Source organism: Paenibacillus glycanilyticus (genome assembly GCF_051200795.1).
GTDB classification, from domain to species: domain Bacteria; phylum Bacillota; class Bacilli; order Paenibacillales; family Paenibacillaceae; genus Pristimantibacillus; species Pristimantibacillus glycanilyticus.
In genome coordinates, this window is record NZ_CP195155.1 from 3,338,615 (window position 1) to 3,351,842 (window position 13,228).

Annotated in this window: 10 protein-coding genes; 9 read left to right on the plus strand and 1 reads right to left on the minus strand. The window is 50.1% G+C overall.

Annotated features, from left to right (window positions below; translation table 11 throughout):
- Position 1 precedes the first annotated feature (1 nt).
- The 6 genes from ACR9FF_RS15365 to ACR9FF_RS15390 all read left to right on the plus strand — a co-directional run bounded on the left by ACR9FF_RS15365 (position 2) and on the right by ACR9FF_RS15390 (position 7,170).
- Positions 2-1,468, plus strand: a complete 1,467-nt coding sequence (locus tag ACR9FF_RS15365) for an ATP-binding protein (RefSeq protein ID WP_435171991.1) — start codon at positions 2-4, stop codon at positions 1,466-1,468.
- Positions 1,468-2,640 carry a hypothetical protein gene (locus tag ACR9FF_RS15370; RefSeq protein WP_435171992.1) on the plus strand — a complete coding sequence of 391 codons (1,173 nt, stop codon included), beginning with the start codon at positions 1,468-1,470 and terminating at the stop codon, positions 2,638-2,640. The genes ACR9FF_RS15365 and ACR9FF_RS15370 overlap by 1 nt, the downstream gene beginning before the upstream one ends.
- A gap of 210 nt (positions 2,641-2,850) precedes the next feature.
- Positions 2,851-4,248 (plus strand): ABC transporter substrate-binding protein, encoded by a 1,398-nt coding sequence (locus tag ACR9FF_RS15375; RefSeq protein WP_435171993.1) that lies wholly within the window; start codon positions 2,851-2,853, stop codon positions 4,246-4,248.
- Positions 4,241-5,119 (plus strand): carbohydrate ABC transporter permease, encoded by an 879-nt coding sequence (locus ACR9FF_RS15380; RefSeq protein ID WP_435171994.1) that lies wholly within the window; start codon positions 4,241-4,243, stop codon positions 5,117-5,119. The genes ACR9FF_RS15375 and ACR9FF_RS15380 overlap by 8 nt, the downstream gene beginning before the upstream one ends.
- 15 nt (positions 5,120-5,134) lie before the next feature.
- Positions 5,135-6,007: a carbohydrate ABC transporter permease gene (locus ACR9FF_RS15385; protein WP_201005541.1), complete on the plus strand. Its 873-nt coding sequence runs from the start codon at positions 5,135-5,137 to the stop codon at positions 6,005-6,007.
- A gap of 17 nt (positions 6,008-6,024) precedes the next feature.
- Entirely contained in the window at positions 6,025-7,170 is a 1,146-nt protein-coding gene (locus ACR9FF_RS15390) for an efflux RND transporter periplasmic adaptor subunit (RefSeq protein ID WP_435171995.1), read from the plus strand.
- Positions 7,171-7,217: 47 nt separating this feature from the next.
- Here ACR9FF_RS15390 and ACR9FF_RS15395 read toward each other — a convergent pair whose 3' ends face one another.
- A complete protein-coding gene (locus ACR9FF_RS15395; RefSeq protein ID WP_435171996.1) occupies positions 7,218-8,990 on the minus strand; it encodes a glycerophosphoryl diester phosphodiesterase membrane domain-containing protein in 1,773 nt (590 codons plus the stop codon).
- Between the two features lie 236 nt (positions 8,991-9,226).
- Between ACR9FF_RS15395 and metG the strand changes: the two genes are divergently transcribed.
- The 3 genes from metG (at position 9,227) to ACR9FF_RS15410 (ending at position 13,217) form a co-directional block, all read left to right on the plus strand.
- Complete coding sequence (gene metG / locus ACR9FF_RS15400) at positions 9,227-10,882, plus strand: methionine--tRNA ligase (protein ID WP_435171997.1); 1,656 nt, start codon at positions 9,227-9,229, stop codon at positions 10,880-10,882.
- A 40-nt stretch (positions 10,883-10,922) separates the two neighbouring features.
- Positions 10,923-11,444, plus strand: coding sequence for a hypothetical protein (locus ACR9FF_RS15405; protein ID WP_435171998.1), 522 nt, complete (start codon positions 10,923-10,925; stop codon positions 11,442-11,444).
- Positions 11,445-11,597: 153 nt separating this feature from the next.
- Entirely contained in the window at positions 11,598-13,217 is a 1,620-nt protein-coding gene (locus tag ACR9FF_RS15410; protein WP_435171999.1) for a spore germination protein, read from the plus strand.
- Positions 13,218-13,228: the final 11 nt, after the last annotated feature.

Sequence of the window (13,228 nt, forward strand, 5' to 3'; positions counted from 1 at the left end):
CATGCTCCATACGTTGCGGTCCAAATTCGTCATCGGATTTTTTCTGATTTTTTGCCTTTCGTTCCTCTTGCTGAACGTTACTTTAAAGGAATATATTCGAAGCAGCAACAAGAGTATTGTCACATCGGATCTCATCGATCTCAAGAACAACGGCAATATTTACGTCACTCAAGCCTTTCTCATTAATCATTTCACTAACAACGACCTTTATTTCGGTCAAATGGCCGAGGAGATGGCCGGCGATCTTCGCCGCGCCACTTCCAGCGATGTCAGCGCTTATACGATAGACGGCAACTTGCTGTATTCCACGGACGCCGGCAAATTCGCGGGTCGTTCCACCGATGACCTGAAGCTTGCCCTGCAAGGCAAGACGGCGTATACCATTTCGTATAAGGGCAGTGCCGGCTCCGTACTTTATTCCTATCCTGTCGTGATAGATGGGGTGAAGGTGGGGATCCTGCGGTTTGCCAAAGACTTCTCTTCGTTGTATGAGCAGACCGGACGAATCCTAAACCTCATCTTCTATCTCGCTCTTGCCATCTTCCTGGCTGCATTCGTCTTCTCTTATCTGCTGTCCCGGCATATCACGATTCCTCTCATGAAGCTGACTAACGCATCCACGGAGGTCATACGGGGGAATCGGAATGTCCGTCTCGCCTTTAGGCGCAAGGACGAAATCGGGCGGCTCGCGGACAACTTCAACGATATGATCGAGCGGATTGACAGCCAGATTGCAACGATCGGCCGGGATCGCGACAGACTTCAGTCGCTTATCGAGCAAGAGAAGCGCTTCTTCGATAACGTCACACATGAGTTGAAGACGCCGCTTACTTCCATACTTGGCTACGCGGAGATCATTCGGGAGAATGGAGAGAGCGACCCTGCCTTTTTCCGAAAAGGAATGACCCATATCGTTGATGAAAGCCGGCGGCTGCACGGCATGGTGCTGAACCTGCTAGAAGTGTCCAGGCGAGACGCCGTCAGGGAGGAAGCGGAACCCATTGATGCAGGCGTATTGCTTCGCGATCTATGCGATGCCATGTCGATTCGCGCTAAACGTTACAAGAAAAGCATTGTCTTGACGGCGGGAGACGGGCTTGTTGTTTTTGGGGAAGCGGACAGGCTGCGGCAGCTGTTTATCAATTTGCTTGATAACGCGATTAAATACAGCGCACCGTTGGCGGAGATTGCGGTTGCCGGAGAGCATTGGCCGAATGGGAAGACGCTCCGCTTCACGATAAGCAATCCGGGAGAAACGTTGTCCGCCGGTCAGATAGCCAGCGCATTTAAACCCTTCTATTCCGGCGACCGGACCTTCAAGGAAGAAGGAAGCGTGGGCTTGGGGCTCAGCATTGTACAATCCATCGTGGAGGACCATTGCGGAACCATTCGAATGGAGAGCGACAAAGGACGGACAACCGTATACGTTGAGCTTCCGGCCGCCATCAGCAAGGGAGGCGAAGTATAATGCGTTGCAAGATTAAGCGGAAAGCGCGATTCCGTCTTTACTTGGTTTTGGCAGCGCTGCTCCTGACGGTTTCCGGCTGCATGGGCAATCCCCGCTCCGAGACAATCGTGATCCCGGATTCGGAAGCCGGACAGCCAACGGTTGGAGCCAGCGTCGGCAAGGCGTTTCAGGTGAAGACGATTTATCCTTTGGGGAAGTGGTTTGACAAGCTTGGGGTTCTTGGTTGGACGAACGAGGAAGAGCTTGTTGGATATTATTCGGGCAGCGTTCCCGGTTCTCCGTATGACGGCCTGCAGCTGCTCGCGCCGCCATATAATGAGCTGAAACGGTTAACAACAAGCTTGAACGCAGGACAGGATCTGCTTAGCCTATCGCCGGACGGCAAGCAGCTCGCGCGCTTGTCGAAGTCCGGGAACGGTTATTCGTTGATTCTGATCCCCGTAGACGGAAGTACCAGCAAGTCTATTGAGGGGCCTGTGCAGACGCAGCGGTTGTTTTCCCGCAGCCTGCAGTGGTCGAGCGATAACCGATATCTGTCGTATCTAGCACTAGGCGACCGCCGAGATCAGTTGAGCCTTGTCGTATGCGACGTTCGGCAGGGAACGTCTAAGCAAGTGCCGCTGCAGGGCATGTCGGATATGAAAAACAGCGCTTCTGCCGCCTTGTCCGAGGACGGCGGGCTTCTCTTAATCGATAACGGCACGCTAGTCTCGATGGCTAAATTAAACGATGAGGGTCGCTTTGAAGTCATATACGACCATCCGTCCGCGATGAACGGTTCTTTTTGGATAGATGCGAACCGGTTTATATTCCTGGGTGCCGACGGCACTTTGTTCCAATACGACAGCCGGAACGGAGAGCTGACCGTCTTGCAGGAGAAGATCGCAAGCTTTAGTCTGTCAGCGGATCGGGAAAGGATTGCTTACACGCAAAACGACGGGGAAATTATCTACGTGGGCAAGCTTCAAGGCAACAATCTGTTGTCCCAAACGGCCGTCTACCAAGGTTTTGTTCCTTCCCTTATGAAATGGAGTATCGGCAATGGAAAGCTTTTGGTTGCAGGCAGCAAACCGTTCGGCAGAGCGGCGCAGGAGAATGTGCCGGCACCTGTGTCCGAACAGGAGGGCCCGCATGACCTAAATGGCTTTATTATCGATTTCCAGGACAAGTAGAACCGGATATGATTTGCCCGCCAATGCGGCAGACTGGACGATAGCTCGTCCGGCCTGCCGCATTTTTTTTGAAAGTCGGAGACATTTCGTACGCAAAATGATGAAAGCTTGGAGATATCTCTTATTTATACTTGGGTCAAGCCTCCGGCAAGAGAAGGCCAACGCAATACCAGAGTAAATACATGAAAAGGAATGAATAGGATGAAAAAAATGGGTCTAATCATACTTACCGTCTCGCTAATCGTGCTGGTTATGGCCGCTTGCAGTAATAGCAAAAGCATGGAGGCAGACGATAAAGCAAGTCAAGAGCCAGGCAAGACGACTGTTCCGTCCGGGACAACAGCAAACGCGGACCCGGATGGGGAAGCAGCCGGAGGAGATCCGGAAACAATCGTATTCTCCGTCTTCTGGCCAAGCGAGCAATACGAACAAGCGGTAAAATCGTACGAAGCGGCTCATCCGAATATCAAGATCAAGCTGCAGTACGGGTTAAGCGAACCTTACAGCGACGAGCGCGGAGGAGAGCAAACGGATGCCGACATCGAGAAGTTTACGACAACCACAAACGCGGCGATGCTGGCCGGAAAGGGACCGGATCTGGTCGATCTCCGGTATTTGGCGGCAGACGATTACGAGAGGCATCATTTGCTCGACGATTTATCCGCAAGAATGGACCAAGATCCTAAGTTTCGCAAGACGGACTACTTCACGAATATATTAGGCGGAGAACAGGGAGAAAAGAGTCTGTTCAGCCTTCCGTTGTCCTTCAGCTTAAGCGGCATGGTTGGAGATCATAGCGCGATTGCCGCCACCGGCGTAAAGTTCGACGACCATTCATGGACATGGAATGATTTTATGTCGGCGGGCAAGGAATTGGTGGACGCAAAAGGTAAATATAAGGCGGCTATTGTCAGCGGAGAAGGCCTTCAAGTCGGCGGTACCGATTATTTCGTGCGGAGCATTGTCGCGGATAACTATAGCAGATTCGTAGACGAGACTAACCGGAAGGCAAGCTTTGATACGCCGGAGTTCACGGATTTGCTGAAGCAAATCAAAAGCATGTTTGACGATGGAATCGTCAGCACGTCGGAACGGGGATATTTTACGAACGTGTCTATCTTGTCGCCGGAAGATTATTTAACGACGTTAAATGTATTCGGCAAGGATACGGAATTTTACATCAAACCTCATGCGGATAAAGAGGCTGCGGGCACTTCCTATGAAACGAGGTCCGATATTGGAATAAACGCCAATTCCAAAGTAAAGGACGCAGCCTGGGATTTCCTGAAATACATGATGGATCATACGGCGATCGGCCTGCCCATCAACAAAGAGCGATTCGCTGACGCCGTACAAGCCGTGAAGAAGCAAGGAACGATAACGCCGCCAACCATCGGCTCGCAGCACGGCGAATCCTTCAAGGTGGATGAGGCGCAGCTCGACAGGCTTGAAGGATTCGCGAATGCCGCTTCCCGCAAGAAGAACGCATCCGGCAAAGTACTGGATATCGTATCCGCCAATACCGCTGCCTACTTCGCCGGCCAAAAATCCGCGGAAGACGTAGCGAAGCTGATCCAAAATAAAGCGATGACGGTCCTCAATGAGTAGAAGAGGATTGCGGAGATGGAGTGGGGACGGTATGACAGCCGCGCTGTTCCTTGCTCCCAGCTTAATCGGCTTTTCCGTGTTTTATCTCATTCCGTTTCTGCTAGGCGTCTATGAGTCCTTTACTGACGGCGCGCTTGGCGGACAATTCGTAGGCTTCAGCAATTATTCGGAGCTTCTCCATAGCGCCTCTTTCCGTAAAGCGGCTGGCAATACGATGCTGTTTACATCGGTTGGCGTGCCGCTATTAATCGCTCTGTCCTTAACGCTAGCGCTCCTCCTGAATAGGCGGATCTTCCTGCGTAGTACGTTGCGGACAGCGTTTATGCTCCCGCTAGTCGTACCGGTAGCATCCGTCGTGACGGTCTGGCAAATCTTTTTCGACTGGAACGGGACTTTGAACGCATGGTTGCATGCCTTTGGAATCGCCAGGATTGATTGGATGCAGTCGAATTGGTCCATGAGTATCGTTATCGCGATGTATGTATGGAAGAACATCGGCTACGACATGATCCTGCTGCTGGCGGGACTGCAATCGATTCCGAAGGATTATTACGAGACCGCGTCGCTTGAAGGCGCCGGCCGTTTCCGTCAATTTCGCCATATTACGCTTGTTTATTTGACGCCAACCTTATTTTTTGTGCTGCTGATCTCGATCATCAATTCGTTCAAGGTATTTCGGGAGACGTATTTGCTTGCCGGAGATTATCCGTATGATCGGCTTTATATGCTGCAGCATTACATGAACAACATGTTTTTCGAACTGGATGTCCAGAAGCTGACGGCAGCCGCGACAATGATGGTCGCCTTCATCGTGATCCTGGCCTCGGGACTGCTCCGCGCTGAACGCCGGTTCAGGGAACTAACGGAGTAGGGGGAAATGGGATCCATGAATAGTAGAATATCCGGACTGGCATTGACGGTGATTCTTGCCGTATTTGCGGCTGTTATGCTGTTCCCGATTGGCCTTACGCTTGTAAGCTCCTTGATGACGGAAGCCGAGCTTAGCCAAAATTACGATTTAATCGGACGAATGGTAGATACGGCCAGCGGCGGGCGGGATGCTTTCGTGAATCTGAAGCTGCTGCCCGACTGGCTGTCATTCGAACCCTACGCGAAGGTATTGTTTCTAAGCCCGAAGTTTCTTTCTATGTTCTGGAATTCCGCCGGGCTTGCAGGGCCTATCGTGATTGGTCAGATTATCGTCGGTTCGCTGGCGGCTTACGCTTTCGCTATGCTGCGGTTTCCGGGCAGGGACAAGCTGTTTCTCGTCTATTTGATGACGATGCTTATGCCTTTCCAGGTTACGCTTGTCCCCAATTATCTCGTTATCGATAAGCTGGGGCTCATGAACCATTCTTCAGCAATCGTTCTGCCAGGCATATTCGGCGCGTTTGGCGTGTTTATGCTTCGGCAATTTATGGCCCATATTCCTTATGCGCTGTCGGAAGCAGCCAAAGTCGACGGAGCAGGTCCGTTTATTATCTTCTGGCGGGTAGTTCTTCCGCTGGCCACACCGGGAATCGCCGCTCTAGCGGTGTTGCTGTTCGTCGATTACTGGAACATGATCGAGCAGCCGCTAATTTTCTTGCAGGACGCTGCCAAGCAGCCGTTGTCACTCTATTTGGCGCAAATCAACCAATCGGAACGGGGGGCCGGTTTTGCCGCTTCCGCGTTGTATATGGCCCCAATGGTGCTCTTGTTTCTGTACGCGGAATCTTATTTCGTGGCAGGGATTCAACACACGGGCATAAAAGGATAATCTCAGGAGTGAATAGTATGGAAGAAAGAAAGTCCGGTTCCGGCAAACGGAAGCTGCGACTGCTTGTCGGTCTGTTTCTGATTCTGCTGGCGGTATGCACTCTAGCGGGAAATACGATAAGGAACATGTCCTTGCAGAAGGTCTACACGCAAACCGCGTCCATGGGATCGATCACGCATGAATTCGAAGGCATAGCGACCGTTCAGCCGGAGCAGACGCAAGCCCTTATGAATCCGTCAGGCTGGAAGGTGAAGAAGGTGCTTGTTAAACAAGGCGATAAAGTAACGAAAGGCCAGAAATTAATCGAATATGACGGCGGTGAAGCGATGCTTCAGCTCGACGATATGAAGACAAGTCTCAAGAAACAGCAATTGTCCTTGAGTCAACTGCAGACGGATTATATTACCGCGGTAACCGAAGGAGACGAAAGTGCGCTCTCTGCCGCCAAGGTCGCGCTGGACTCCGCCAAGCTTGACATTGCTTCGCAGGAAAATCACATACTAAGCCTGCAAAAGAGCATTGCGGAAAGCCAATCGGTTTCCGCGCCTTTTGCGGGCATTGCAACCGAGGTTAATGCGCTGGCTGGTTCGGGACCCGGCGGTGGGCCGGATATTGTGCTCACAAATGCATCCGAAGGCTTTAAGATCCAGCTGCAGGTACCGGGCGATATAGCCCGACTGCTGGAGGTTGGAGAAACGTTAGATCAAATAAAGATCGAGGGCAAGGACGCGGAGCAGCTTACGGGTACGATAACGACTATCGATAATGACGTGAATGGTGCGGCTTTGGATTTGGCTGACAGCGACATATCTCCGCAATCTAACGATTCCGATTCCATGCCGGGCATCGTAACGGTTAAGCTCAAAGACAATAAGCTGATCGGAGGCGAACGCTTGCAGGTAAAGATCGTGAAGAGCAACAGCGGGAATATCCTTACGCTGCCTAACGAAGCCGTGCATCAGGATGATCAAGGAGCTTATGTATTTACGCTGGAAAGCAAGGAAGGACCTCTCGGAAATGCCTATCATGCCGTAAAAACCCCTGTTAAGGTCACGGACTCCAATGCCTACGCAACGGCTGTTACGGAAGGGCTGTTCGAGGAGCAGGAGGTAATCGTGAGCAGTACCGGCTATCTCATTGACGGGGCGAGAGTCAGAAGGTAACAAGAAAAGCCGCTATATCGCGGCTTTTTCTTGTATTGAAAATCGAGTTATAAATCGAGGCCAATCATGGATTGCGCAAGAGTAGGGGTATCCGTAATCAGACCGTCCACCTGAAATTTAAGCATTTCCTTCAAGTTGTGACGACCGTTCACCGTCCACACCCACACCTCCCGTCCGGAGGCATGCGCTCGGTCGACGAGCTGTTTGGTTACCATGACCTGTTCAACCGTATAGAAGTCAACGTCTAACGAAGAGAGATTGCCAACGGCGAAATACATGATCTGCCCGATGCGGATATCCGGAGACAGCTCGCGGATTTGCCGCAGCATGTTGCTGTCGAAGGATTGGATATAGACTTCATTCTCCATCTCGTTTGCATGGATCAAGCCGATCACTTCCCGCACGAGGGGTTCACTTGCTCCATGGGGCTTCAAATCCAGCAGCAGCTTAATCCGTCCCTTTGCCTCCGTTAATACTTGCTCAAGCGTAACGACGGGAATAGGAACGCCATCCGCATCCTGACCGATGGACAGCTTGCTTATTTCCTCGTAAGTTAATTCATTAACGGACTTGTTCACGCCGGCCATCCGGTTAAGAGTAGCATCGTGATTCAAGACGGCAACGTTGTCTTTCGTTAATTGAATGTCGATTTCGACCGATTGAATACCTTTATTGATGGCGCTCTGAATGCCCGGCAGCGAGTTTTCCGGAGCGTTCTCCGTATCGCCGCGATGCGCGGAGATAAGGACGCTCCACTTGGCGTAGACCAGATGGCTGCTTGCTTTTAGACCAACAAATAAGGCAAGGCTCATATAAACAACGGCTAATAAAGCGAATAAGGCTCGTTTGTGAGTGAACCGCTTCATCATACCGGAAAGCGCATCTTCAAATCTTCCGATCATACTGCGATACAACTTCAGATTATCCTGCAAATGCTGTCCGTTTTCCCGCTTGAGCACGTAGAATAACCGGGTCAGCACGATAATGTTGAGGGGCATGATCGCCAGCGTCAGCATGTACGTGAGAATGGTGGACAACGTTAACGAATAATGATCGGAGAATGCCTTCAGCACATTATGATTAAGCCAATGGGGCAAGAAGGAGACCGACGAAAGCGTTGCAAAGCCCGTACCGATAACAATCGCATTAATTAAAAATAATGAAGTGAGCACCTTGAAATGCTTGCCTCTCGTCAGATCGAGACTGCTCCGGATTGCGCGGCTGATAGAATGCCCCTCGAGTACGATATAATGCAGCACAAAAATCCATCGGAGCACCAAATAGATGGCTGCAACCAAGATGAGCATGTAAACAATGGACATCACAACGGACAGGTTCATGACGCTTCGCTCGAGTACTATAGGGAGATTAAACAGCGCATAGAACGATTCCGACATCGGCGAATCGATGAACGGAATCAGCACGAGCAGCAAGACAAGCAGCTGGACGGTACCAAAGCCGAGTAGACTCGGCGTCTGCCGAAGCGCGGTAAGGAGGGCGTCCATGATAGCGATTCGTTTGCCGAAATAACGTTGTTGAACCAGAATTATAAGAACGCACAGCTCGATAAATATCGCGTAGGAAGCGACTAGAGCAATTACGGTAAGTCCAACCATGCTCTGCCAGCTTAAACCGAGCTGAACGATATCATCGTTCATAAGCGAACCGGATCCAAGAACCGTCAGAATACGGCTGAAGATTAACGTAATAATGGGGATAATGATAACGCTGGTTACCAGCATAAATAAATATTCAAACAATAAGAGCTGCGGATACGCTGCGCGGAAGTCGCGAATGCTTCTACTGAGCAGCTTGAACATTAGATTCATCCTTTCTTGACAATCAGCATAGTTGAGGGTAGCTGCATTAACTTACCATACCGTAACAATAGTGAAAATACCAGTCTAGCCTAAGTGAAATAATTGACAGTGGTAATTATATCCAATATAATTCGAATAACTTGAATATTCAGATAATCGCGCGAGGATAACTCTCGTCCCTTCGGGATGGGAGTTTTTTGTATTCATCTATATAAATGAATGAAGGAGGAGATATCATGAACCCTATTTTTATTGGCGGCGCTTGGCCTTACGCGAATGGATCGCTGCATCTGGGTCGGCTCGCCAGCTTGCTGCCGGGAGATGTGCTGGCCCGTTATTACCGGGCAAAAGGCAATCCGGTTCTGTATGTTTCGGGCAGTGACTGCCATGGCACTCCGGTTGCCGTGCAAGCGCTGAAGGAAGGCGTATCGCCGGGGGATATAGCGGATCGTTATCACCGGGAATTTACGGAATGCTTTCAGAAGCTGGGGTTTACGTATGACCTGTATACGCGAACGGACCAGGAGTTTCACCATAAGGTCGTAAAAGAATTGTTTCTTCGCTTATTGGAGAACGGATATTTGTACAAGAAAACGATTCTGCAAACCTATTGCGAGACGGACCGGAGATTTTTGCCCGACCGTTATGTAGAAGGAACTTGTCCGGTTTGCGGAAACCGGGCGCGGGGAGATCAATGCGATTATTGCTCCACTTTATTGGATCCTGCGGACCTAACGGATAAGACCTGCAAGATATGCGGCAATCCCCCGGTAGAACGTCCTACCGAGCATTATTATCTGGAGCTTTCCCGCTTTCAGGATATCCTGTCGGAGTATGTGGAGCATGCTCGAGGCTGGAAAGACAATGCAGTCCAGATAACCGGAAGATATCTGAAGGAAGGACTGCAAGACCGTGCGGTTACGAGAGATTTAACCTGGGGAGTAGATGTTCCCGTCAAAGGCTTCGAGGATAAAAAAATCTACGTCTGGATTGAAGCCGTCAGCGGTTATCTGTCGGCAAGCAAGCAGTGGGCTGCGCAAACGGGAGGCAGTTGGGAGTTGTTCTGGCAGGAAGGCGAGGATCCTATCACGGCATATTACGTGCACGGCAAAGACAATATACCTTTCCATACGGTCATTTGGCCGGCGTTGCTGATGGGCGCCCGCGGTCTGCATCTGCCGGACCGGATTATTTCCTGCGAATATATGACCTTGCAAGGAAAGAAGTTCTCCACGAGCAATAACTGGGCAGTCTGGGTACCGGACATTCTAAGTCGCTATCAGCCGGATTCCATCCGATACTTTCTGATTGCCAACGGTCCCGAGAACCGGGATACGGACTTCTCTTGGCGGGAATTCATTCATAGTCATAACGGCGAATTGCTTGGCGCATTCGGGAATTTAGTCAATCGTACGTTGTCTTTTATCGATAAATCATTTGAAGGACTTATCCCCGAGGGTAATCTAAACGATGAATGGAAGCAGACGATCGGCGACTGTTATACTAGAAGCGGAGCTTTAATAGAAGAGGGGCATCTAAAAGAAGCTATTGAGCTCATATTCGCATCCGTACGCCGGGCTAATAAGTATTTCGACGAACAGAAGCCATGGCTTCAGATCAAAGATGATAAAGCGGCATGCGGAAATACGCTTCATGCATCCGTTCAGATCATTGCCAATCTGGCTCAATTGTTAAATCCTTTTATCCCATTTGCCTGCGAAAAAATAAGAAACTTCCTGACGCTTGATCAACCGGAATGGACGCAAATTTCCGTTCCCGCAAACCGCAAAATCAAGGATCTGAACATCTTGTTTGAACGGATCGACGTTAGCCGCATTGAGGAAGAAACAAACTTGTTAACGAAGCAGCAGGAAATGAAAAAGGATCAATAAACCAATACTATGGTGCAAATGAAGATCAGGGAGGATTTCGATGGATCGAGGTAACCGAACGGTGCCATTTGGCCACGTTGAAGAGCCGGACACCCGAAAGGGGACGCTGGCGTATTATGACACGTTCCAGGATGTGTCGGAGCGGCAGCTGGAAAAAGCGGCAGCGCTCGCTAAAGCAAGGTCATTTGTCAAGCTTGTACTCTATCCGCTCCACGAAGAAACGGCAAGACGCATGTGGAAACGTCCTATCGAGCCTTATTACAAGCGGGAGGACTACCTGTTCGACTGGAGAAGGGAACACGGGGACGAAGGAATGATTGCGATTGAGAATTGGGAAGGGAAGCGCAAGAAATATACGCCTATCGAAGCGGCTATCCGTCATCTGATGGAGGCTTATCCGCCGCCGCTCTTCCTGTATGTCTCGCCGGAGACGGCAAACGCGTTTGCTTCGTATCATTCCTTCGAAGAATGGATCGGCAAGATCCGCTTGATCATCACGGAACCGCCTCCGGATGCACATCCGAATCTGACCAAGTTTAGACATCGTTGGGATGTAGACTAGAACAGTATTAATCTCGTAGAAGCAGCTGCCAAGCATTGGCAGCTGCTTTTGTTATGTATACCGCTCCAAAGATAAGGATACGCATAATTTCCCTCGCATTGGTAAAACCTGAGAAAGCGAAAAGTCAGATTATGGTGATTAGCAGGTGAAGGAATGCCAACAAGAAAAGTCAGAAGATTAGATGCCAAGCTGCTCATGCCAAGTCCAAGCAAAACGATGGATAAATACAAAGGACAGCAAGTTTCCGGCAGCATGGCGGACACGATTGCTTTTCTAGACGGCATACTGGGCATAAATGAAGATTTCACGGTACGCAAGTTCAACATATTTGGACAGTTTCCCGCCGCCATCATGTTTTTCACTTGCATGGTCAACCAAGACAGCGTAAATGCAGACATTATGAGAGCGTTGATGTATACGCCGCCGCATCTTATTGGGAGATCTATCGAGACTGCTCATTTATCCGACGTTATCATGAACGACGCTCTTTATCATAGCAAGAGCAGCCTGCAAGGTGAGCTCACGGCACTCGTGGATTGTATTTTGCGAGGCGATACGGTCATTGCCGTTGACGGGATGGAGCAATCCATTGTCATTTCGACTCGATCCGTGGAAAAACGTTCCATCGAACAGCCTGCAACCGAACAGGTTATAAGAGGTCCCCGCGAAGGCTTCATTGAGCCAATAGGCACAAATATCTCATTAATCCGGTATCGCCTTCAGTCTCCCGATCTTCGCATACAAACGATGGAGATCGGCCGAAGAACCAAATCGAAGGTAGCCGTCTGCTATATCGAAGGCATAACGAATCCCGCGTTAGTGGAAGAAGTCCATAAACGTCTATCCAAAATCGATACCGATACGGTGCTGGATTCCGGCTATCTGGAGCAGTTTATCGAAGACAATCATTATTCACCGTTCCCGCAGGTTCAATATACCGAACGTCCCGACAAAGTGGTTGCCAATCTGGCTGAAGGAAGGGTCTCTATTCTTGTAGACGGTTCACCTCTGGCCTTGGTTGTGCCTACGGTGTTTAACCAGTTTTATCAGACGGTGGAGGATTATACGGAACGATTCCTTCTGATGAGCTCGATCCGGCTAGCCAGGATGATCGCACTCGTCTTCTCGTTGGTTTTTCCTGCATTATACGTCTCGATTATCTCCTACAATCCGGAGCTTATTCCAACTGATTTTGCTGTTGCCGTAGCCGGAGGAAGAGCGGGGGTACCATTCCCGGCTGTTATCGAGGTCATCATTATCGAGATCTCCATGGAAGTTCTCAGGGAGGCTACGATCCGCTTGCCGCAGCAAGTTGGCGGTGCGCTATCGATTGTCGGCGTTTTGGTTGTTGGTCAAGCAGCCGTAGCGGCCGGATTTGCGAGTCCTATTACGGTTGTCATTATTGCCTTGACGACAATTGGATCGTTTGCAACACCGGCATACAACGCGGCGCTAGCGCTGCGGCTGCTTCGTTTTCCGCTCATTATACTAGCCGGAACCTTTGGGCTTTACGGAGTTATGATCGGATTGATTCTAATTGCCAATCATCTGCTGTCCTTGAAGTCTTTTGGCGTTCCGTATCTTAGTCCGTTTATTCCGATTGACTTTCAAGGCTTGAAGGATCTACTGGTCAGAGGACCGTTATGGCTAATGAACAGACGACCTGCGTTTCTTGATCCGGTCGATGAAACAAGGGTATCGGAATCGAAGTTTAACGAGCTCAAAAAAACGTCAAAGAATGTGTTAGATCCTTTAAATGATAAAAGTGAGTAGGAGGAAGCGTT